The organism is Streptomyces lasiicapitis, from assembly GCF_014646335.1.
GTDB classification, from domain to species: Bacteria; Actinomycetota; Actinomycetes; order Streptomycetales; family Streptomycetaceae; genus Streptomyces; species Streptomyces lasiicapitis.
In genome coordinates this window covers 70,877-92,511 of record NZ_BMNG01000021.1, presented here as the reverse complement: position 1 = coordinate 92,511, position 21,635 = coordinate 70,877, and the positions used below count along the sequence as shown (strand labels likewise).

Annotated in this window: 18 protein-coding genes; 14 read left to right on the top strand and 4 right to left on the bottom strand. The window is 72.1% G+C overall.

Going from position 1 to position 21,635, the window contains the following annotated elements; translation table 11 throughout:
- Positions 1 to 72: 72 nt before the first annotated feature.
- Positions 73 to 804 (bottom strand): N-acetylmuramoyl-L-alanine amidase, encoded by a 732-nt coding sequence (locus IEY91_RS36790; protein ID WP_189177250.1) that lies wholly within the window; start codon positions 802 to 804, stop codon positions 73 to 75.
- 61 nt (positions 805 to 865) lie between these two features.
- Here IEY91_RS36790 and mnmA point away from each other — a divergent pair, with 61 nt between their 5' ends.
- The 3 genes from mnmA to IEY91_RS36775 all read left to right on the top strand — a co-directional run bounded on the left by mnmA (position 866) and on the right by IEY91_RS36775 (position 3,531).
- A complete protein-coding gene (mnmA, locus tag IEY91_RS36785; RefSeq protein WP_189177249.1) occupies positions 866 to 2,011 on the top strand; it encodes a tRNA 2-thiouridine(34) synthase MnmA in 1,146 nt (381 codons plus the stop codon).
- A gap of 63 nt (positions 2,012 to 2,074) precedes the next feature.
- Positions 2,075 to 2,809 carry a hypothetical protein gene (locus tag IEY91_RS36780; protein WP_164320338.1) on the top strand — a complete coding sequence of 245 codons (735 nt, stop codon included), beginning with the start codon at positions 2,075 to 2,077 and terminating at the stop codon, positions 2,807 to 2,809.
- Positions 2,810 to 2,826: 17 nt separating this feature from the next.
- Positions 2,827 to 3,531: a hypothetical protein gene (locus tag IEY91_RS36775; RefSeq protein ID WP_189177248.1), complete on the top strand. Its 705-nt coding sequence runs from the start codon at positions 2,827 to 2,829 to the stop codon at positions 3,529 to 3,531.
- A 31-nt stretch (positions 3,532 to 3,562) separates the two neighbouring features.
- On the opposite strand, the gene IEY91_RS36770 is transcribed toward IEY91_RS36775, so the two are convergent.
- A complete protein-coding gene (locus tag IEY91_RS36770) occupies positions 3,563 to 4,549 on the bottom strand; it encodes an NADP-dependent oxidoreductase (RefSeq protein ID WP_164320334.1) in 987 nt (328 codons plus the stop codon).
- Positions 4,550 to 4,643: 94 nt separating this feature from the next.
- Between IEY91_RS36770 and IEY91_RS36765 the strand changes: the two genes are divergently transcribed.
- Positions 4,644 to 5,660: a GlxA family transcriptional regulator gene (locus IEY91_RS36765; RefSeq protein WP_189177247.1), complete on the top strand. Its 1,017-nt coding sequence runs from the start codon at positions 4,644 to 4,646 to the stop codon at positions 5,658 to 5,660.
- Here the strand turns inward: IEY91_RS36765 and IEY91_RS36760 are convergent.
- A complete protein-coding gene (locus tag IEY91_RS36760; protein ID WP_189177246.1) occupies positions 5,657 to 6,001 on the bottom strand; it encodes a DUF427 domain-containing protein in 345 nt (114 codons plus the stop codon). The two genes, IEY91_RS36765 and IEY91_RS36760, sit on opposite strands and share 4 nt — an antisense overlap.
- A 123-nt stretch (positions 6,002 to 6,124) precedes the next feature.
- Between IEY91_RS36760 and IEY91_RS36755 the strand changes: the two genes are divergently transcribed.
- From IEY91_RS36755 to IEY91_RS36735, 5 genes are all read left to right on the top strand, one after another.
- Entirely contained in the window at positions 6,125 to 6,664 is a 540-nt protein-coding gene (locus IEY91_RS36755; protein WP_164320328.1) for an LOG family protein, read from the top strand.
- A gap of 25 nt (positions 6,665 to 6,689) precedes the next feature.
- Positions 6,690 to 7,379 (top strand): SDR family oxidoreductase, encoded by a 690-nt coding sequence (locus IEY91_RS36750; protein ID WP_164320326.1) that lies wholly within the window; start codon positions 6,690 to 6,692, stop codon positions 7,377 to 7,379.
- A complete protein-coding gene (locus IEY91_RS36745) occupies positions 7,376 to 8,395 on the top strand; it encodes a methionine synthase (RefSeq protein WP_189177245.1) in 1,020 nt (339 codons plus the stop codon). The genes IEY91_RS36750 and IEY91_RS36745 overlap by 4 nt, the downstream gene beginning before the upstream one ends.
- A 31-nt stretch (positions 8,396 to 8,426) precedes the next feature.
- Entirely contained in the window at positions 8,427 to 10,610 is a 2,184-nt protein-coding gene (ligA, locus tag IEY91_RS36740; protein WP_164320324.1) for an NAD-dependent DNA ligase LigA, read from the top strand.
- Positions 10,611 to 11,842: 1,232 nt separating this feature from the next.
- The gene (locus IEY91_RS36735) at positions 11,843 to 13,933 is read left to right on the top strand and encodes a putative bifunctional diguanylate cyclase/phosphodiesterase (RefSeq protein WP_381355433.1); all 2,091 of its coding nucleotides are present in this window, start codon (positions 11,843 to 11,845) and stop codon (positions 13,931 to 13,933) included.
- A 128-nt stretch (positions 13,934 to 14,061) separates the two neighbouring features.
- Here IEY91_RS36735 and IEY91_RS36730 read toward each other — a convergent pair whose 3' ends face one another.
- Positions 14,062 to 15,465, bottom strand: a complete 1,404-nt coding sequence (locus IEY91_RS36730) for a glycosyltransferase family 87 protein (protein WP_189177244.1) — start codon at positions 15,463 to 15,465, stop codon at positions 14,062 to 14,064.
- A gap of 193 nt (positions 15,466 to 15,658) precedes the next feature.
- Here IEY91_RS36730 and gatC point away from each other — a divergent pair, with 193 nt between their 5' ends.
- From gatC to IEY91_RS36705, 5 genes are all read left to right on the top strand, one after another.
- Positions 15,659 to 15,955 carry an Asp-tRNA(Asn)/Glu-tRNA(Gln) amidotransferase subunit GatC gene (gatC, locus tag IEY91_RS36725; protein WP_010984178.1) on the top strand — a complete coding sequence of 99 codons (297 nt, stop codon included), beginning with the start codon at positions 15,659 to 15,661 and terminating at the stop codon, positions 15,953 to 15,955.
- 6 nt (positions 15,956 to 15,961) lie between these two features.
- On the top strand, positions 15,962 to 17,464 hold the full coding sequence (gene gatA / locus IEY91_RS36720) for an Asp-tRNA(Asn)/Glu-tRNA(Gln) amidotransferase subunit GatA (RefSeq protein ID WP_189177243.1): 1,503 nt from the start codon (positions 15,962 to 15,964) through the stop codon (positions 17,462 to 17,464).
- The gene (locus tag IEY91_RS36715; RefSeq protein WP_164320316.1) at positions 17,461 to 17,715 is read left to right on the top strand and encodes a hypothetical protein; all 255 of its coding nucleotides are present in this window, start codon (positions 17,461 to 17,463) and stop codon (positions 17,713 to 17,715) included. The genes gatA and IEY91_RS36715 overlap by 4 nt, the downstream gene beginning before the upstream one ends.
- Positions 17,716 to 17,733: 18 nt before the next feature.
- The gene (gatB, locus tag IEY91_RS36710) at positions 17,734 to 19,251 is read left to right on the top strand and encodes an Asp-tRNA(Asn)/Glu-tRNA(Gln) amidotransferase subunit GatB (protein ID WP_164320313.1); all 1,518 of its coding nucleotides are present in this window, start codon (positions 17,734 to 17,736) and stop codon (positions 19,249 to 19,251) included.
- Positions 19,252 to 19,458: 207 nt separating this feature from the next.
- On the top strand, positions 19,459 to 21,555 hold the full coding sequence (locus IEY91_RS36705) for a phosphocholine-specific phospholipase C (RefSeq protein WP_189177242.1): 2,097 nt from the start codon (positions 19,459 to 19,461) through the stop codon (positions 21,553 to 21,555).
- Positions 21,556 to 21,635 lie beyond the last annotated feature (80 nt).

Here is a 21,635-nt window from a genome sequence, read left to right as displayed (position 1 = left end):
GGAGCCCCAGGATCGGGAAGGGGTGGGATTGGGGGCTCCCAGCCGGGCACCCCCCCCCCGCCGCGGGGCCTGCTAGGCCGGAGCCTTGGTGCGGGCGGGCCGATCCCGCTCCCGCCGCACCAGCCGCAAATACCGCTCCCAGTCCCAGTGCGGCCCCGGATCCGTGTGATCCGTCCCCTCCACCTCCACGTGCCCGATGATGTGCTCCCGGTCCACCGGAATGTCGTACCGCTCACAGATCCCCGCCGTGAGCCGCGCGGACGCCTCGTACATCGCGTCCGTGAACGACTCCTTCTTGTCCACGAAGCCCTCGTGCTCGATGCCCACGCTGCGTTCGTTCATGTCCCTGCTGCCCGCGTGGAACGCCACGTCGAGCTCGCGGATCATCTGGGCGATGTGGCCGTCCTTGCGGACCACGTAGTGCGCGGCGGCGCCGTGGCCGGGGTCCTTGAAGACCTTCAGGGCGGTGCGGTAGCCGCCCTGCACGACGTGGATGACGACGCGGTCGATCTCGTAGTCGTCGGGGCGGTCGGCCCGCCGCCAGTTCGCTCCGGACGCCGCTATCCACTGCGCGCCCCGGGCGTCGACCTCGCCCTCCTTGCGCTTCTTCACGACGCCGGGAACCCGCCACCACAGGCGCCCCAACTCGTCGTGCGCGACCACGACGGCGCCGACGCCGACGGCCGCGCCGCCGAGCAGCAGCGCGCGCCGGGTGAGCCCACGCCGCCGCGCGGACTCCGCGCCGCCGTCCCCGCTCCCGCCGGGCTCGGCCCGCTCGCTCTGCTCCGTCTTCTCGTCCCCCATGTGATCCCCAACGCATACTCACGGGCGCCGGGTTCCCACGGACCCGTACCCTGTTAGAGCTATGACTTCGCAGATCTCCTCGGCCCCGCCGCGCGCCCCCCGCCCGCTCCGCGTCCTCGCCGCCATGTCCGGCGGCGTGGATTCCGCCGTCGCCGCCGCCCGCGCCGCCGAAGCCGGGCACGACGTGACCGGTGTGCACCTGGCGCTGTCCGCGAACCCGCAGTCGTTCCGCACGGGCGCGCGCGGGTGCTGCACCATCGAGGATTCGCGCGACGCCCGCCGCGCGGCGGACGTCATCGGCATCCCGTTCTACGTGTGGGACCTCGCCGAGCGTTTCCGCGAGGACGTGGTCGAGGACTTCATCGCCGAGTACGAGGCGGGGCGCACCCCGAACCCGTGCCTGCGCTGCAACGAGAAGATCAAGTTCGCCGCGCTCCTGGACAAGGCCCTCGCCCTCGGCTTCGACGCGGTCTGCACCGGCCACTACGCGCAGGTGATCCTCAACGAGGACGGCACGCGCGAGCTGCACCGCGCCTCGGACATGGCCAAGGACCAGAGTTACGTCCTCGGGGTCCTGGACGACCGGCAGCTCGCGCACGCGATGTTCCCGCTCGGCGACACGGTCACCACGAAGGACGAGATCCGCGCGGAGGCCGAGCGCCGCGGGCTCGCCGTCGCCAAGAAGCCCGACAGCCACGACATCTGCTTCATCGCGGACGGCGACACGCAGGGCTTCCTCGCCTCCCGCCTCGGCAAGGCCGAGGGCGACATCGTCGACTCCGAAGGCAACAAGCTGGGCACCCACGAGGGTGCGTTCGGCTTCACGATCGGTCAGCGCAAGGGCCTGCGCATCGGCACGCCCGCCCCCGACGGCAAGCCCCGCTACGTCCTCGACATCTCCCCGGTGAACAACACCGTGACCGTCGGCCCCGCCGCCGACCTGGACGTGACGGCCCTGACGGCCGTCAAGCCCCGCTGGTGCGGCGCGGCCCCCTCCGGGCCCGGCACGTACACGGCCCAGCTGCGCGCCCACGGCGACGAGACGCCGGTCACGGCGGAGCTGACGTCCGACGGTGAGCTGCGGGTCTCCTTCACGGAGCCGGTCCGCGGCGTCGCCCCCGGCCAGGCGATCGTCCTGTACGACGGCACGCGCGTGGTGGGCTCGGCGACCATCGCCACGACCCACCGGGCCGCGGCGGCCGTCTGACCCCGAGGGGGCCGTTTACCGCGCGTTGATCGGCTGTGGATCGCCGCGCGGTGGTATGGCCACATGATCCCCAGCAGAACCCCGGCGCGCCCCGCCAGACGCGGAGCTTCCCTCTTCACCGCGGCGCTCGCCGTCACCGTCGCCCTCGGCACGCTGGCGACCGGAGCAGTGGCCCAGCCGCGCCCGGACGCCCCGCGGGCGACCCCGTCCATGGCGTCCCACCCGGGACCCCCGAAGTCCATCCAGCCCAAGAAGGGCGACAAGAAGGTCCCCACGCTGCCGTCGGCGCCCCTCAAGGGCCTGCCTACGTTGCAGGAGGCGAAGAAGAAGGGCCTCATCTCGGGGCCGGTCAAGACCCAGGGCGGGGTGAAGGTGCGCTCCTTCCCCGAAGCGAGCTGCTCCGAACCGCCGCAGGGCTCGGACTACCACGACTACCTCAAGGCCGGTGAGTGCCTCACCCCGGGCAAGTACATCGCCGCGTACATCCACACGCTGATGTGGTACGAGCTGTGGGTCCAGGACGACGGCAATGTCGTCCTCTACAAGAACGACACGTGGTACAAGCCCGTCTGGCAGACCAACACCCGTGGCTGGAACGTGTCGCTGTGGATGCAGCGGGACGGCAACGTCGTCGTCTACGACGCGAACGGCAACCCGCTGTGGCACCTGGGGACGAGCGGATGCGGCGACTGGGGGGCGTGGCTGCGGGTGCAGTCCGACGCCAACCTGGTCCTGTACGACCGCGACTGGGGCCCGCTCTGGGCGCGCTTCAACGGCCCCTCCACCCGCCCGTGCTGACGAAAGCCGACGTACCCATGAACCGCCGGACCACCCTGATCACCACGGCGTTCGCCGCCGTGCTCGCCCTCGGCTCCCTGGCTCCCGCCGCCACGGCCAAGCCGCGCCCCGACGGCGTACGGGCGAGCGCGCCCACGGCGTCCCACCCGGGCCCTCCGAAGTCCGTCCGGCCGAAGAAGGGCGACAAGGTCCCCACGCTGCCGTCGGCACCCCTCAAGGGGCTCCCCACGTTGCAGGAGGCCAAGAAGAAGGGGCTCCTCTCCGGACCGGTGAAGTCCCAGGGAACCGTGCGGACGCGGGCCTTCCCCGACTCCAGCTGCGCCACACCCCCGCAGGGCTCGGGCTACCACGACTACCTGAAGCCCGGTGAGTGCCTGACCCGGGACAAGTACATCGCCGTCTACGTCGAGGCGTCGCGCTGGTACGAGCTGTGGGTCCAGGACGACGGCAACATCGTCCTCTACAACCACGTCTTCGCTTTCTACGAGCCGCTCTGGGACACCGGCACCCGTGGCTGGAACGTGTCCCTGTGGATGCAGCGCGACGGCAACGTCGTCGCCTACGACGGACAGGGCAGGCCCCTGTGGTCCCTGGGGACGCAGGGGTGCGGCAGCCGGGGCGCGTGGCTGCGGCTCCAGGCGGACGCCAACCTGGTCCTGTACGACCGCGACTGGCGGGCGCTCTGGGCGCGTTTCGAGGGCCCTTCGTCGCGGCCCTGCTGAGCCGCCGCGCCCCTGAAGGGGGCCGGGGCCGTCACGCCACCTGGAGCACGATCTTGCCCTGGGTGCGGCCCCGCTCCCCGTAGGCGTGTGCCTCGGCCGCGTTCTCCAGGGGAAGCACCTTGTCGATCTCCGCGCGGAGCTTGCCCTCCGCCACCAGGCGGGCGATCTCCAGCATGCCGTGGCGGTCGGGCTCGACGACCGTCCAGCCGGTGTGCACGCCCAGGGCCTCGGCCCGCGCGGCGTCGGGGAGCCCGCCCGGGTCGGGCAGGGTGACCAGGTGGCCGCCCCGGCGCAGCACGGGCAGCGACCGGGGACCGTACTCGCCGCCGACGCCGTCCAGGACGACGTCCACGTCCCGCACCGCCTCCGCGAAGTCCGTCACCGTGTAGTCGATCACCTCGTCCGCGCCCAGGCCCCGCAGGAAGCCGTGCTTGTCGGCGCGTGCCGTGCCGATGACGTACGCGCCGTGCGCCTTGGCGATCTGCACGGCCAGGTGGCCCACGCCGCCCGCGGCCGCGTGGATCAGGACCCGCTGCCCGGCGCGCAGGCCCGCCGTCTCGATCAGGCCCTGCCAGGCGGTCAGCGCGGCAAGCGGCAGGGCGGCCGCCTGGACGTGGTCGACGGTGGCGGGCTTCAGGGCGAAGCGGCGCGCGGGCGCGGTCACGTACTCGGCGTAGCCGCCCGCCTGCTCCGGGAAGCGCGGCATGCCGAACACCTCGTCACCGGGGGCGAACAGGGTCACTCCGGGGCCCACGGCCTCGACCGTGCCGGACACGTCGTACCCGAGGATCGGGGTGTCGCCCCACGTCCCGAACTGGCCGGCGGCACGCGTCTTCCAGTCGACCGGATTCACCCCGGCCGCGTGCACCCTGACCAGGATCTCGGTGAGTCCGGGCTCGGGCCGGTCCACCTCCACGGGGACCAGGACGTCGGGAGCGCCCCACCCGCGCGGGCTGACGGCACGCATCGTGGTGGCGGGCGCGGACGGGGGTGCGGGAGTGGTCGTACGGGAGCTCATTGATCTTGTCCTCTCTGGTGAGCGATCACCAGAGTGCGCCCGGGAGCCCTACGACAGTGCTGGCAGTTTGGCCATCATGTGACAGAATCTGGCCATGGCCTCCCGCAGCCCGCACCGCCCCCACCGCGTCGTCGTCCTCGCCCTGGACGGCGTGTACCCCTTCGAGCTGGGCATCCCTTCGCGCGTGTTCGGCAACGCCGAGGACGCGGAGGGCCGGGCGCTGTACGACGTCGTCGTGTGCACGGCGGACGGCCGTCCCGTACGGACCGACGCGGGCTTCTCCGCCGCCGTCGAGCACGGCCCGGAGGCCCTGGAGACGGCCGAGACGGTGGTGATCCCGCCCGCGGGCCCCTGCAACGGCGCGAGGGCCGCGGACGGGCTGCCGGGGCCGCTGGCCGCCGCCCTCGCCCGGGTGCGTCCGGGCACGCGCCTGGTGTCGTTCTGCAGCGCCTCGTTCGTCCTCGCCGCGGCCGGTCTCCTCGACGGGCGGCCCGCGACCACGCACTGGCAGGTCGCCGAGCAGTTCCGGCGCGAGTTCCCCAAGGTGCGGCTCGACGAGGACGTCCTCTTCGTGGACGACGGCGACATCCTCACGTCGGCGGGCGTCGTCGCGGGCGTCGACCTGTGCCTGCACCTCGTCCGCCGCGACCACGGGAGCGCCGTCGCCAACCACGTGGCGCGCCGCTGCGTCGTGCCGCCCTGGCGCGACGGCGGCCAGGCGCAGTACATCGAACGGCCCGTCCCGGAGCCGACGGTCGCCACCACGGCGCCCACGCGCGCGTGGGCGCTGCAACGCCTCCAGGAGCCGCTGACGCTCGGCGAGTTGGCGGACCACGCGCGCATGAGCCTGCGTACGTTCACGCGCCGCTTCCGCGACGAGGTGGGCACCACGCCGGGCCGCTGGCTCACCGCCCAGCGCATCGAACTGGCCCGCAACCTCCTGGAGACCAGCGACCTGCCCATCGACCTGGTGGCCCACCGCGCGGGCTTCGGCACCGCCAACTCACTGCGCCAGCACATGCGGTCCGTACTCGGCGTTTCTCCGGCGGCCTACCGCAGGACGTTCACGGCGACCGCCGCGCAAGCCCCGAGAGCGGCATCGGTCGCCTAGGAGGCCTCCGCCACCTCCTCCACCTCCTCCACCTCGTAGAAGCAGAAGTGGTCCTTGACCAGGGCCACTTCGGGCTTCGGCTCCGGATACGCCCACACGGTGTCCGCGGCGTCCGGCAGCGACCAGTAGGACGCCGTTCCCTTGAAGGGGCAGTACGTGTGCGTCTCCGACGGCGTCAGCAGGTCGGTGCGTACGTCCGCCGGGGGGAGGTAGTAGCGCGCGGGGTAGCCGGTCTCGCGCAGCACCAGCGGGCGCCTGCTCTCCGCCACCACCTGGCCGCCTTGCGTCACGCGCACATGCTGGGTGCCCTGCTCGACAGTGATGCGGTGCCCTTCGGCCATGGCGTTGCCTTCCGTAGGTGGCCCTTTTCGGGTACAGCGCGCACCGCGGGGCGATTCTTCCCCGGTACGCCCGCGCCGCCCGAGGCTGTCGGAGTGTCAGAGGCGGAACGTACCGTGGAGGCCATGAACATCTGCGTCTTCCTCTCCGCCGCCGACCTGCCCGAGACCTACACCCGCCCCGCCCGCGAGTTCGCCGAGCTGCTCGGCAAGGGCGGTCACACGCTGGTGTGGGGAGGTTCGGACGTGGGCCTGATGAAGGTCGTGGCGGACGGCGTGCAGGAAGCGGGCGGCCGCCTCATGGGCGTCTCGGTCGACTTCCTCGCCGCCAAGGCCCGGCCCGGCGTGGACGACATGGTGATCGCCAAGGACCTCGCCGAGCGCAAGGCGCTGCTCCTGGAGAAGGCAGACGCCGTCGTGATCATGGTCGGCGGCACCGGCACCCTCGACGAGGCCACCGAGATCCTGGAGCTGAAGAAGCACGGCAGGACCACCAAGCCGGTGGTGCTGCTCAACTCGGCCGGGTTCTACGACGGGTTGAAGGAGCAGTTCCGTCGCATGGAGGCCGAGGGCTTCCTGCCGGTGCCGCTGACCGACCTGGTGTTCTTCGCCGAGGAGCCGGTGGGCGCCCTCGCGTACCTGGAGGAGGCCATGGGCACGCGCTGACCGGCCGCAATGCGACGATGGGCACATGGCAACTCATGTGATCACCGGGGCGGGCTCCGGCATCGGCGCGGCCGTCGCCCGCCGCCTCCACGCGCGCGGGGACACCCTCGTGCTGCACGCGCGCGACGCGGGCCGGGCCAAGGAGCTCGCCGCCGAGTACCCGGGCGCGAACACCCTGGTCGGCGACCTCGCGGACCCGGACAGGCTCTCCTGGGCCTTCTCCCACCAGTCGCTCCCGGACCGCGTGGACTCGCTCCTTCACATCGCGGGCGTCGTCGACCTCGGCCCCGTCGGTGAGCTCACCCCGAAGGCCTGGCGCCACCAGCTCAACGTCAACCTGATCGCACCCGCCGAGCTGACCCGCCACCTGCTGCCCCAACTCCGCGTCGCCCAGGGCCACGTGCTCTTCGTGAACTCCGGCGCGGGCCTGCGCGCGAGCGCCGACTGGTCCGCGTACGCCGCCTCCAAGCACGGCCTGAAGGCCCTCGCGGACTCCCTGCGCAACGAGGAGCACGGCAACGGCGTGCGCGTCACCTCCGTCTACCCCGGCCGCACCGCCAGCCCCATGCAGGCGAAGGTGCACCAGCAGGAGGGCAAGGAGTACGACGCCGCGCAGTGGATCGACCCCGAGTCGGTCGCCACGACGATCGTGATGGCCCTGGACCTGCCGCGCGACGCCGAGGTCAACGACCTGACGGTGCGGCCGGGACGATGAGCGAGGCGGTGAGCACGATGCGCTGGGGCGGCGCCACCGGCGTCGGATCGATGCCCGGGGGCGACGCCCGCGAGACCGCGAAGACCGTCACCGGCACCTTCGACGGGGCCGAGCACGGCATGCCGTATCTGGCCGAGCTGCCCGCGCGCGGACCCGGCGCCGACATGATCGGCCGCACGGCCGGGATGCTCGTCGAGCTGTACGCGCGCGTGGAGCCCAGCGGCTGGCGCCTCGGCGACCGGCCCGGTCGCGACACGCGCCGCGCGGCGTCCTGGCTCGGCGAGGACCTGGACGCCCTGGAGGAGTTCACGCAGGGCTACGAGGGCCCGCTGAAGGTCCAGGCCGTCGGGCCCTGGACCCTCGCTGCCGCCCTTGAGCTGCGCAACGGCGAGGCCGCGCTCTCCGACCCCGGCGCCTGCCGCGACCTGGCCGGATCCCTCGCGGAAGGCCTGCGGAGCCACCTCGCGGAGGTCCGCAAGCGGGTGCCGGGCGCCACGCTGCTGCTCCAGCTCGACGAGCCGTCGCTCACCGCCGTGCTGCGCGGACAGGTGAAGACCGCCAGCCAGTACCGCACCCACCGCGCCGTGGACCGCCAGCTCGTCGAGAGCGCGCTGCGCGACGTCATGGCCGTCCACGACGGCCCCGTCGCCATCCACTCCTGCGCGCCCGACGTGCCGTTCGCGCTGCTGCGCCGGGCGGGTGCCGACGCCGTGTCGTTCGACTTCGCACTGCTCACCGAGCGTGATGACGAGGTGCTCGGCGAAGCCGTCGAAGCCGGCACGAAGCTGTTCGCCGGTGTCGTGCCGGGCACGGACGGCGCATTGTCAGACCCTGCCGGTAGCGTCATGGGTGTCAGGACGCTGTGGCGCAGGCTGGGGCTGAATCCGGGCTCGCTTCCGGACGCGGTCACGGTCACGCCGTCGTGCGGTCTCGCGGGCGCTTCGCCCGGGTACGCCCGCGCGGCGCTCGCCCACTGCGCCCGGGCGGCGAGATCACTCGCGGACAACCCTGAGTAACTGGGTCTGAAGGTAACGGGAGGACGAGACGGTGGCTGTCGAACAGGAAGGCACGGTGCCCGCCGAGGCACGGGACGAGCACGCCAAGCTCGCCGAACAGATCGAGGAGCACCGCTTCCGGTACTACGTGAAGGACCAGCCCGTCGTCAGCGACGCCGAGTTCGACAAGCTGCTGCGCGCGCTGGAAGCCCTGGAGGAGCGCCACCCGGAGCTGCGCACCCCGGACTCGCCGACCCAGAAGGTCGCGGGGTCGTACGAGACGGACTTCGCCTCCGTCGAGCACCGCGAGCGCATGCTGTCGCTCGACAACGCCTTCGACGACGAGGAGCTGGCCGCCTGGGCCGACCGCGTCGCCAAGGAAGTGGGCACCAGCGACCACCACTTCCTGTGCGAGCTGAAGATCGACGGCCTCGCCGTCAACCTGACGTACGAGAACGGCAGGCTGACCCGGGCCGCGACCCGCGGCGACGGCCGCACCGGCGAGGACATCACGCCCAACGTCCGCACGATCACGGACATCCCCGAGCGCCTCCAGGGCGATCGCATCCCGGCCCTCGTCGAGATCCGCGGCGAGGTCTTCTTCCCCATGGAGAAGTTCGAGGAGCTGAACGCCCGCCTGGTGGAGGCCGGCGACAAGCCCTTCGCCAACCCGCGCAACGCGGCGGCGGGTTCGCTGCGCCAGAAGGACCCGCGCGTCACCGCGACGCGCCCGCTGCACATGGTCGTGCACGGCATCGGCGCCCGCGAGGGCTTCGACATCGACTGCCTGTCGCACGCCTACGAGCTGCTGCGCGAGTGGGGCCTGCCCACGACCCGGCACGCCAAGGTCGTCCCGGGCCTCGACGGCGTACGCGACTTCATCACGTACTACGGAGAGAACCGCCACTCCGTGGAGCACGAGATCGACGGCGTCGTCGTCAAGCTCGACGAGATCCCGCTCCAGGGCCGCCTCGGGTCCACCTCGCGCGCCCCGCGCTGGGCCATCGCCTGGAAGTACGCGCCGGAGGAGGTCAACACCAAGCTCGTCGACATCAGGGTCGGCGTCGGCCGCACCGGCCGCGTCACTCCGTACGCCGTGGTGGAGCCCGTCACCGTAGCGGGCTCGGAGGTCGAGTTCGCCACGCTGCACAACCAGGACGTGGTCAAGGCCAAGGGTGTCCTCATCGGCGACACCGTGGTCCTGCGCAAGGCGGGCGACGTCATCCCGGAGATCCTCGGCCCCGTCGTCGACCTGCGCGACGGCGGCGAGCGCGAGTTCGTGATGCCCGCCGAGTGCCCCGAGTGCGGTACCGCCCTGCGGGCCATGAAGGAGGGCGACATCGACCTCCGCTGCCCGAACGGGCAGAGCTGCCCCGCCCAGTTGCGCGAGCGCCTGTTCTACCTCGCGGGCCGCAAATGCCTGGACATCGAGAACTTCGGCTATGTCGCCGCGGCCGCCCTCACCAACCCCCTGGAGCCCGCCACCCCGCCCATCGTCGACGAGGGCGACATCTTCGACCTGAAGGTCGAGGAACTCCTCCCCATCAAGTCCTACGTCCTCGACCAGAACTCGGGCCTGCCCAAGCGCGACCCGAAGACCGGCGAGGAAAAGGTGGTGTTCTTCTTCGCCAACCAGGAGGGCGAGCCCAAGAAGAACACCCTCTCCATGCTGGAGAACATCGCCGCGGCCAAGGAGCGCCCGCTCGCCCGGATCCTCACCGGCCTGTCCATCCGGCACGTGGGGCCGGTCGCCGCCGAGGCGCTGGCCCGCGAGTTCCGCTCCATCGAGCGCATCGAGCAGGCGACGGAGGAGGAGCTCGCCGCCGTCGAGGGCGTCGGCGCGACCATCGCCGCGTCCCTCAAGCAGTGGTTCGCGGAGGACTGGCACCGCGAGATCATCCGCAAGTGGCGTGCCGCCGGCGTCCGTATGGAGGAAGAGGGCGGCGCCGAGGACGTGGGGCCGCGTCCCCTGGAAGGCCTCACCGTCGTCGTCACCGGCACCCTGCAGAACCACACGAGAGATGGCGCGAAAGAGGCGCTGCAGAGCCGCGGAGCGAAAGTCACCGGTTCCGTTTCAAAGAAGACGGGATTCGTCGTCGTGGGCGACAACCCCGGCTCGAAGTACGACAAGGCCATGCAAGTGAAGGTGCCCGTTCTCGATGAGGCCGGCTTCGCGGTCCTGCTCGAACAAGGGGCGGACGCCGCTCGGGAAGTCGCACTTCCGACCGAAGAATAGCGGTTGAAGGCCACCCGTTCAGCGCATATCAGATGCATACGGGTGGCCGGGTCGCATTCGGGCAACCGTAGACGACCGCTGCCCGTGGAAGCCTTCCGCGGCCTACTGTTGAGGTGTGCGCCTGCCGCGCCCCGCTGCGGATGGGGTAGCCCCCGCTCACCGAGAGCCGGGGGGAGGGTTTCAGACGCGGCTGTCCAGGGATCTTCAAGTCCGCGTGGCTCCGCGTGGCGTGGGCACCGCCGGCTGTGAGAGGGACGGGAATGGAACCGACCGAGAGCGTCGCCCCGGACTCATGGCTGCGGTCGCTCCTGCGGCGCGCCCTCGGCGCCCGGCGCGACCGCGCGCACGGCACGGGTGCGGCCCGGAGCGACGCCGGGGCCGCGTGGCCCGGAGGGGCCCCCGAGTTCCGTCCCCGCGAGCGGGCCTGGACCACCGGTGGTGCGGAAACGGTCACGGTGCCGAGCTGGGCGGACGTTTCCGGCCCCGATCCCGCCCAACAGGAGCAAGTAACGCCCATACGGGGTACCGCAGTTGGTGAGGGACCGGAGCCGGGCGGACAAGCCACGCCCGTGCGGGGAACCGGCGGTCACAGAGCGGTGGTCCCGGCGGAGGCTGGCGTGACGGCGAGTGCCGAAGGTGAACGACGGGGCACGGGTGGCCATGGTGCGCCCTGGTCCGACAGGGACGAAGCAGGCATCGTCGCGGACGGCGCACCGCCCGCGACCGCACCGGCCGCCGCGAGCGCACCGGCCGTGCGGGGCGCGGGAGTTGACGGTGTGACGGGAGCTGGGTACGCCGAGGGCGCGGCGGGCGGTGCCCGTCATGGTGGCGTCGCGGGAGCCGGCGCACCGGCCGTTCCCGCCGCCGCGACCACCGGTGGCGGCGCGGGGCCGCCTGGCGCCCGGGGTGCGCTGAACGGCCCCGCGGGCGGCGGTGAATCCTCCGTCGGCAGGGGCTCGGCGACCGGCTCCGGAGGAGGTGGTGACGCCGCGGGCGTGCGGGGTGCGGCGGCCGGCGCCGGCGGGGACGTCCCGGCCGGCCGTGGCGGCGTACGCACCGGCGCCGGGGGCGACCCCGCGGGAGGCGGAGCACGGCGCGGGCTCTGGCGCGGCAGCGGCGGGCGCGGGGGCGACCCCCTGCGCGACCCGTTGGGCGCGGACGTGCGGGGCCAGGGGCTCGACGGGACCGGGGTCGACGGGGCCGACGACGAGGCCGGGCGCGGGAGTTGGCAGTTGCTGCCCGCGGCCGTCGTCGCCGCGGCCGCCGTCGTCCTCGGCACCGGCTTCTTCCACGCCTTCACCGGCGGCCACCCGCTCTTCCCGTCCGGCACGGTCGGCTGGTCACTCGCCGTCCTCACCGGCCTCATCGTCGGCCACCTCGTCGCGCTCGGCCGCGACCGCTGGTGGGGCGGCACGGGCTCCGGCGGCGCGCTGACCGTGGCCGTACTGCTGCTGTACGGCTGGATGCCCGCGGGCATGGTCAGCCTCACCGTCGTCGTGCTCGTCGGCGTCGCCCGCCGCCACCGCTGGCGACAAGGTGTGCTGCACGGCGCCGTGGACATCCTCGGCATCGGCGCGGGCGCGCTCACGCTCGCCGCGTTCGGCACCGCGCCGGCCGCCGACGCGCCCTGGAACCCGGAGAGTTGGGACCTCTACACGGCCCCCGAGGTCGCCCTCGTCGCCGTCGCCTACCTCGCCGTCACCCGCGTCCTGCTCTGGTACGTGCACGCCCCGCGCACCGGTGCGCTGCCCACCGTCACCCGCACCGCCCTGGTCAGGCAGAGCCTGCTCGGCGTGGCGCTGCTCGGCATCGCCCCGCTGATCTGCGTCGTCGCGATGTCGCTGCCGCTGCTCCTGCCCCTGTTCACGATCCCGCTCGTCGCCCTGGACTCCACGCTGTGGATCGCGCGGGCCAGAGCCGAGGAGCAGCTCCGCGACCCGCTGACCGGGCTGCCCAACCGGCAGTGGCTCCTGGAGCGGACGTGGACGGCACTGGACGACGCCGAGCGCATCGGCGCGCGCTCCGCCCTGATGCTGATCGACATGGACCGTTTCCGCTCGGTCAACGACACCCTGGGCCATCTCGCGGGTGACCGGCTGCTGTTGCAGATCGCCGACCGGCTGCGGCTCGCGCTGCCGCGCGGCGCGGAGGCGGCCCGGCTCGGCGGCGACGAGTTCGCGGTGCTGCTCCCGGTGGCCGACTCCACGACGTCGGCCACGCGCGTCGCCCGCTCCCTGGTCGCCGCCCTCGGCTCGCCCCTCGACCTGGACGGCCTCACCCTCGTCCTGGAGGCCAGCGCGGGCCTCGCCGTCTTCCCCGACCACGCGCTCGACGCGGAGGGCCTGCTCCGCCGCGCCGACGTGGCGATGTACCAGGCCAAGCGGGATCGCACGGGCGTCGAGGTGTACGAGTCCAAGCGGGACTCCAACACCCCCGACCGGCTCGGCCTCCTGGGCGACCTGCGCCGCGCCCTGGACGCGGGCGACGTGGAGCTGCACTACCAGCCGAAGGTCCGCTTCGACGGCCAGGTGGCGGGCCTGGAGGCGCTGGTGCGCTGGGTGCACCCGGAGCGCGGCAAGGTGCCGCCGGACGAGTTCATCGCCATCGCCGAGTCGTCCGGCCTCATGCCGCATCTGACGGAGTACGTCCTGGAGTCCGCCCTCGCCCAGGTGGCGCGCTGGCGCAAGCAGGGCCTGAACGTCCCGGTCGCGGTGAACGTGTCGCCGCGCGACGTGCACACCCCCGGCTTCGCGGGCGCGGTCGCCGCGCGCCTGGCCCGCCACGGCGTACCCGCGGGAGCGCTCCAGTTGGAAATAACGGAACACGTCCTCCTGGAGGACCCGCAGCGCGCCGCCGACACCCTCGCCGGGCTCACCGGGCACGGCGTGAAGATGTCCCTCGACGACTTCGGCACGGGCTACTCCTCGCTGGTGCACCTGCGCCGGCTGCCCGTCAGCGAGCTGAAGATCGACCGGTCCTTCGTGGCCCGGCTCGCCGTCGACAACGAGGACGCGGAGATCGTGCGCTGCACGGTCGACCTCGCGCACTCCCTCGGCCTGCTCGTCGTCGCCGAGGGCGTCGAGGACGACGAGACCTGGGAGCGCCTGCGGGACCTGGGGTGCGACGCCGTGCAGGGCTGGCTGGTGGCCGCCGCGATGCCGCCGAGCGAGACCACTGCGTGGTTGCGTACGCGTGGTGAGAGCGGGTGGCATCGGCAGGTTGACCTGGACCTGGCCGCGGCCTCCGCCCCGCCCCCGGCCCCGGCCCCCGGGCCGGCCGCCCCTGACGCGGCTCCGACTTCGCCCACCCGGGTGGTGCCTTAGCCCCGCCGGCTGCGCCGGCCTGCCGCTCCGCGGGGAGGGGGGCTCACCGGCAGTGTTGCGTCTGCGGGTCCGCTGTGGCTGGTCGCGCCCGCGCGGCGGAGCCGCATGTGTCAGGGCCCTGCGCCCCTTTAGGGCGCCACCTTTACGCCGACCTTCGGCCCGGGTGCCGGCACCTGGGCCACGTCGGCCTTGGGCGCCCGAGCCCCACGCGTACCCCGGGACCCCAGCGCCCCGAACACCCACGCCGCCCACACCACGTACCCCAGACCGAGCCACACGTAGAAGTTCCCCGAGACGAAATGGAACGGGTCCCACTGCTGTTCGCGGTGCCAGTGGGGCGTGTACCAGAGGAGTCCGTAGGGGAGCAGCGGTCTGGACGGGTCCCAGGTGCCGAAGCCGTCGATGCGGATCGGCCACGCCGCGAACAGCGTGAACAGGCCAGCCACCCACCACCAGGGCCTGACCGTGTGTCGCCGGGCCGCCGCGTCGGCCGCGAGCACCAGGGCAGGCACGATCCACACCCAGTGGTGGGTCCACGACAGCGGCGAGCACAGCAGTGTCAGCGCCCCCACCACGCAGACCGCCACCAGCTCCCGCCCCCGCCGCGAGGCCACCGCCGCGGCGCCGAGCCCGGCCACGGCGAGCAGCCCGCAGGCCGCGCCCCACCACGGCCCGCCGACCCCCTCGCCGCCGAAGCCGAGCCGTACGAAGACCCCGTTGAGCGACTGGTTCGCCAGATAGTCGCGCCCGCCCGGACTGCCGGCGAGCGCCCCGCCCCAGAAGTCCGCCGACGCCCCCGGCAGCGCCATCCAGCCCGCGAGCACCGTGCCCGCGAACGCCGCCGTCGCAAGCCCGGCAGCCCGGAACCGCCGGGTGAGCAGCAGGTACACGATGAACAGCGCGGGCGTCAGCTTCAGACCCGCCGCGAGCCCGATGCCCAGCCCCTTCCACGGCCGCCGGTCGTCGGTGGCGAGGTCGGTCAGGACCAGCGCGAGCAGAATGAGGTTCACCTGGCCGAAGTCCAGGTTCTGCAGGATCGGTTCGGTCCACAGCGCGACGCCCGCGACGGCGAGCGCGCACCCGGCGGTGACCGGGCCGAGCCGCCGCCCCGCCATCCGCGCCGCAGCCAGCGCGGCGAGCACCAGCGCGGCGACCGAGACCCCCGCGACGATCCGCGCCGCCGTGGTCAGGTCGAGCCCGGCGAGCGCCCGGAACGGAAGCAGTGCGAACGGCGGATACAGGTACGGCAGCCCGTGGATGCCGAACTTCCGCTCGTACAGCTCGTGGTCCGCCACCCCCGCGGGACCGGCCGCGCCCGAGGCGCCCGCCGCGTCCAGGTACACGCTCAGATCGGCCGGGCGCCGGTGCGCGGCGTACGTCGGGTCCGTCACGACGTACCACCACACGACGAGCGACGCGGCGAGCACGAGGGCGCCGACCAGCGGCACTCCCAGCGTGCGGGCCCGACGGCCGGACGGTTGCGTGCGCGGCATCGGACGCAGTCCCCTGAGGGCATCGATTCGCAGTCCCATGCGGGGCATCCTTGGCCCTCGCCCGCACCCCGTCCGCGCAGCTCACCGGGCGCGGACCGGGGAATCACCGGGGGAGCGGGGAGGGGTGCGCCGGGTGGCTGAACGGCCCCGGGAAGAAGTCGTGCGCGGGCAGCGCGGCCCGCCCCATAGGATTGGGGGCGAAACCATCACACTCACCCCTGAGGATCGCCGCATGCCTGGCATCACGCGCGAGGAGGTCGCCCACCTCGCCCGCCTTGCACGTCTGGAGCTGAAGGCCGAGGAGCTCGACCACTTCGCCGGACAGCTCGACGACATCATCGGCGCGGTCGCCCGCGTCTCGGAGGTCGCCGACCAAGACGTACCGCCGACCTCGCACCCGCTGCCGCTGACGAACGTCATGCGCGCGGACGAGGTCCGTCCGTCGCTCACCCCCGAGCAGGCGCTCTCCGGAGCCCCGGCACAGGAGCAGCAGCGTTTCAAGGTGCCGCAGATCCTGGGGGAGGACTAAGAAGTCATGACGGACCAGAACCACATCATCAAGCTCACCGCTGCCGAGATCGCCGAGAACATCGCCTCCGGCGTGCTCACCGCCGTCGAGGTCACCGAGGCCCACCTGGCCCGCATCGAGGCCGTGGACGAGAAGGTGCACGCCTTCCTGCACGTCGACCGTGAGGGCGCGCTCGCGCAGGCCCGCGCCGTGGACGAGAAGCGCGCGCGGGGCGAGAAGCTCGGCCCGCTCGCCGGTGTGCCGCTCGCGCTCAAGGACATCTTCACCACCGAGGGCGTGCCGACGACCGTCGGTTCGAAGATCCTCGAGGGCTGGATCCCGCCGTACGACGCCACCGTCACCAAGCGCCTCAAGGCCGCCGACGTCGTCATCCTCGGCAAGACCAACATGGACGAGTTCGCCATGGGGTCCTCGACCGAGAACAGCGCGTACGGCCCGACGGGCAACCCGTGGGACCTCACCCGCATCCCCGGCGGCTCCGGCGGCGGCTCCTCCGCCTCCCTGGCGTCGTACGAGGCCCCGCTCGCCATCGGCACGGACACCGGCGGCTCCATCCGCCAGCCCGCCGCCGTCACCGGCACGGTCGGCGTCAAGCCGACGTACGGCGGTGTCTCGCGGTACGGCATGGTGGCGTTCTCGTCCTCCCTGGACCAGGGCGGCCCCTGTGCCCGCACGGTCCTGGACGCGGCCCTCCTGCACGAGGTCATCGCCGGTCACGACCCGCTGGACTCGACGTCCATCGACGCCCCGGTCCCGGCGGTCGTCGAGGCCGCCCGCAACGGCTCGGTCCAGGGCATGCGCGTCGGCGTCGTCAAGCAGTTCCGCGGCGAGCACTACCAGGCCGGTGTGATGCAGCGCTTCGACGAGTCCGTCGAGCTGCTCAAGTCCCTCGGCGCCGAGGTCGTCGAGATCGACTGCCCGTCCTTCGACCTGGGCCTGTCGGCGTACTACCTGATCGCGCCGTCCGAGTGCTCCTCGAACCTGGCCCGCTTCGACGCCATGCGCTACGGCCTGCGCGTCGGCGACGACGGCACCAAGTCCGCCGAGGACGTCACCGCGCTCACCCGCGAGGCCGGCTTCGGCGACGAGGTCAAGCGCCGCGTGATGCTCGGTACGTACGCGCTCAGCTCCGGCTACTACGACGCGTACTACGGCAGCGCCCAGAAGGTCCGCACGCTCATCACGCGCGACTTCGAGAAGGCCTTCGAGCAGGTCGACGTGATCGTCTCGCCGACCACGCCCACCACCGCCTTCCCGATCGGCGAGCGCGCCGACGACCCGATGGCGATGTACCTCGCGGACCTGTGCACCATCCCGACCAACCTGGCGGGCAACGCCGCCATGTCGCTGCCCTGCGGCCTCGCGCCGGAGGACGGCCTGCCGGTCGGGCTCCAGATCATCGCTCCCGCCATGAAGGACGACCGCCTTTACAAGGTGGGCGCAGCCGTAGAGGCCGCCTTCATGGAAAAGTGGGGTCACCCGCTGTTGGAGGAGGCACCGTCGCTGTGAGCAGCAAGCCATCGAGCAAACTGGCCAAGGCCAAGGGCTTCAAGAAGTCCAAGACCGGCACGTATCTGTCCATCGGCACCACCGCGTTCGGCGCGCTCAGCACGTTCAAGCAGGTCAAGAAGGCCCGTGCCGAGCACGACACGCTCAAGCTCGTCGACGCGGTCGTCTCCGCCGCCGCCATCGTCACGGGCATCGCCCTGCTGGTGCGCGAGCTCAAGCGCATCGGCGACGACGACGTTCTGCTCGGCTGAGAGGGAAGTTCCAACACCGTGACTGTCACGACCACCCCCGATCTGGTGCCGTACGAGGACGCGCTCGCGACGTACGACCCGGTCATGGGCCTTGAGGTCCATGTCGAGCTCGGCACCAAGACGAAGATGTTCTGCGGCTGTTCGACCACGCTCGGCGCGGACGCCAACACGCAGACCTGCCCCACCTGTCTCGGCCTGCCCGGCGCCCTGCCGGTCGTCAACGAGATCGGCGTGGAGTCCGCCATCAAGATCGGTCTCGCGCTGCACTGCGAGATCGCCGAGTGGTGCCGCTTCGCCCGGAAGAACTACTTCTATCCGGACATGCCGAAGAACTTCCAGACCTCTCAGTACGACGAGCCGATCGCCTTCAACGGCTATCTGGACGTCCAGCTGGAGGACGGCGAGGTCTTCCGCGTGGAGATCGAGCGCGCCCACATGGAGGAGGACACCGGCAAGTCGCTGCACGTCGGCGGCGCCACCGGCCGCATCCACGGCGCCTCGCACTCCCTGCTCGACTACAACCGCGCGGGCATCCCGCTCATCGAGATCGTCACCAAGCCGATCGAGGGCGCGGGCGAGCGGGCTCCCGAGGTCGCCAAGGCGTACGTCGCCGAGCTGCGCGAGCTCATCAAGGCCCTCGGCGTGTCCGAGGCCCGGATGGAGCAGGGCCAGATGCGCTGCGACGTGAACCTCTCGCTGCGCCCGCACGGGCGGCAGAAGTTCGGCACGCGCTCCGAGACGAAGAACGTCAACTCGCTGCGCTCCGTGGAGCGGGCCGCCCGGTACGAGATCCAGCGCCACGCGGCCGTCCTCGGCGCCGGCGGGACGATCATCCAGGAGACCCGGCACTTCCACGAGGAGGACGGCTCCACGACGTCCGGCCGGGTCAAGGAGGAGGCGGAGGACTACCGCTACTTCCCCGAGCCCGACCTGGTGCCGGTTGCCCCGTCCCGCGAGTGGGTCGAGGCGCTCCGCGCGGAGCTGCCGGAGCTGCCGCTGGCCCAGCGGAACCGGCTGCGCGAGGAGTGGGGCGTGTCCGCCCACGACATGCAGTCGATCCTCAACGCCGGTGCCATCGGCCCGATCGTCGCCACGATCAACGCGGGCGCGGACGCCGTCTCCGCCCGCAAGTGGTGGATGGGCGAGCTGGCGCGCAACGCCAACGAGCAGGCCGTGGACCTCGGTTCGCTGCCGATCACGCCGGAGCACGTGGCCCGGGTCTCGGCCCTGGTCACCGCCGGTGAGCTGAACGACAAGCTGGCCCGCCAGGTCATCGACGGCGTCCTCAAGGGCGAGGGCACGCCCGACGAGGTCGTCGAGAAGCGCGGCCTGAAGGTCGTCTCGGACGAGGGCGCGCTGACGGCGGCCGTCGAGGAGGCCATCGCCGGCAACCCGGCCATCGCGGACAAGATCCGCGGCGGCAAGGTGGCGGCGGCCGGCGCCCTGGTCGGCGCGGTCATGAAGGCCACCCGCGGCCAGGCCGACGCGGCCCGCGTGAAGGAACTGATCCTGGAGCAGCTGGGCGTCGAGGGCTGACGCCGGGTTCTTCCCGGACGTAAAGGGGCGCTGTACCGATCCGGTGCGGCGCCCCTTTTGCGTGGCCGGAACCTCCACGGCAACTTCGGGACGTTCATCGCGACTTCGGGCCTCGGCCTTCCCAGAGATACCGGAAGTCACTACCGTCCCAGCTCAGCAGACCAATGGACCACGAGGCAACCATTGGGTTTCGACTGGAGGTTGGGCGTGGCAGCGGAGATATCGCGCAGACGGCTGATGGCTGTGGGCGGCGGCGCCCTGGGGGCTGCCGCGGTGGGGTCGTTCCTGCCGCCCTCGCTTCAGGAGGCGCTCGCCAAGGAGCCGCCGAAGGGCGGGCTCGACGCGGTCGAGCACGTGGTGATCCTGATGCAGGAGAACCGGTCCTTCGACCACTATTTCGGGACGCTGCGCGGTGTGCGCGGCTTCTCCGACCGCAACGCGATCCAACTGCCCGGCGGCAAGAGCGTGTTCGAGCAGCCCGGTCCGCTGCGCTCCGTGCTGCCCTTCCCGGTCCGCGAGGCCGCGGCCGCGCAGCACAAGGACCTGCAGTACATCGGCGCCCTCGACCACTCCTGGAGCGGCGGCGCCAAGGCCTGGCACGACGGCTGGATGGACGGCTGGATCACCGCGAAGACCGCGGCCACGATGGCGTACTACACGCGCGAGGACATCCCGCTGCACTACGAGCTCGCCGACACCTTCACCGTCTGCGACGCCTACCACTCCTCCATCCACACCTCCACCAGCCCCAACCGCAACCACCTGTGGAGCGGTAGGACGGGCTTCGAGGCGAGCGGCAAGCGTGCCGTCGAGAACGACGCGTACGACGAGGGCACGCACCCCGGCTACGACTGGGGGACGTACGCGGAGCGCCTGGAGAAGGCCGGGGTCAGCTGGCAGACGTACACCGAGTGGGAGAACTTCACCGACAACCAGATCGAGTTCTTCACCACCTTCAAGGCGATCGCGCGGAAGGTCCTGGCCAAGACCGGGGACACCTTCATGGAGGCCTTCTACGCCAAGGTGCGGGACGCCAAGGACGAGGCCACGCGGGCCAAGCTGCTCGCCGCGCTCGACGAGGGCGTCAAGACGCTCAGCAAGCGGGAGCGGTCGCTGTTCGAGCGGGGGCTTCGCCGGGTGCCCACCGGCACGTTGGCCGACCGGTTCGCCAAGGACGTCGCGCGCGGCAAGCTGGCCAAGGTCAGCTATCTGGTGCCGTCCGCCCTGGACTCCGAGCACCCGTCGGTGTCCTCGCCGGTGCACAGCGCCACCATCGTCTACAAGGTCCTGGACGCGCTGGCCTCGCACCCCGAGGTGTGGCGGCGTACCGCCGTCTTCATCAACTACGACGAGAACGACGGCTTCTTCGACCACGTCCCGCCGCCCGTGCCGGGCGGGGACTCGGCCGAGGAGCAGGAGGAGCGCTGGCAGGGGCGGCCGACCGGGCTCGGCGCGCGGGTGCCGATGCTGGTCGTCTCGCCGTGGACCGTCGGCGGCTACGTCTGCTCCGAGGTCTTCGACCACACCTCCGTCGTACGTTTCCTGGAGAAGTGGACGGGCGTGCGCGAGCCCAACATCGGCCGCTGGCGCCGCACGGTCGTCGGCGATCTCACCAGCGCCTTCGACTTCCACCGCGGCCACCGCCAGCCCGAGGTCGAGCAGCCCGGCACCATCCCGGTGTTCAGCGGGCGCTGGCAGCCGATGCCGCCGGAGAAGCAGTCGATGCCCGAGCAGGAGCCGGGCGTGCGCCGGGCCCGCCCGCTGCCCTACCAGCCGGACGCCGACCTCAAGCGCACCAAGGACGGCACCCTGAAGGTGCGGCTGCGCAACGGCGGGCGGCGCAGCGCGCACTTCGCGCTGTACCCGTACGCGGCGGAGTTCCCCGTTCCGCAGCACCAGGACGTGCCGCACGACGGCTCCTGGATCCTGCCCGAGCAGAGTGACGCCTATCACTTCACGGTCACCGGGCCGAACGGATTCCGCCGCGAGTTCGTAGGAAAGAGGGAAGGCGCGGCCGCCCTCTCCTCGGCGATCACCCGGCGCGAGATCCATCTGACGCTGGCCAACCGGGGCAAGGGACAGCTCGTCTTCACGGTCAAGCCGCTCGGATACGTGGAGGAAGCCGACGTCCGGCGGCGCACCCGCACGGTTCGGATCAAGGCAGGAAGCAGCCGCACCATCGCCTGGCAGACGGGCGACGAGCGCGGCTGGTACGACATCGAGGTCACCGCCGAGGGCGACAAGACCTTCCGGCGGCGCCTGATGGGGCACATCGAGAACGGACGCGCGAGCGTCTCGGGCTGACCGGTACGTCCGGGGCGTCCGGGCTGTCATTCCGTGGCGGCCGGGACGCCTGTGCCGCAGAGGGCAACGCGAGCCTCGAA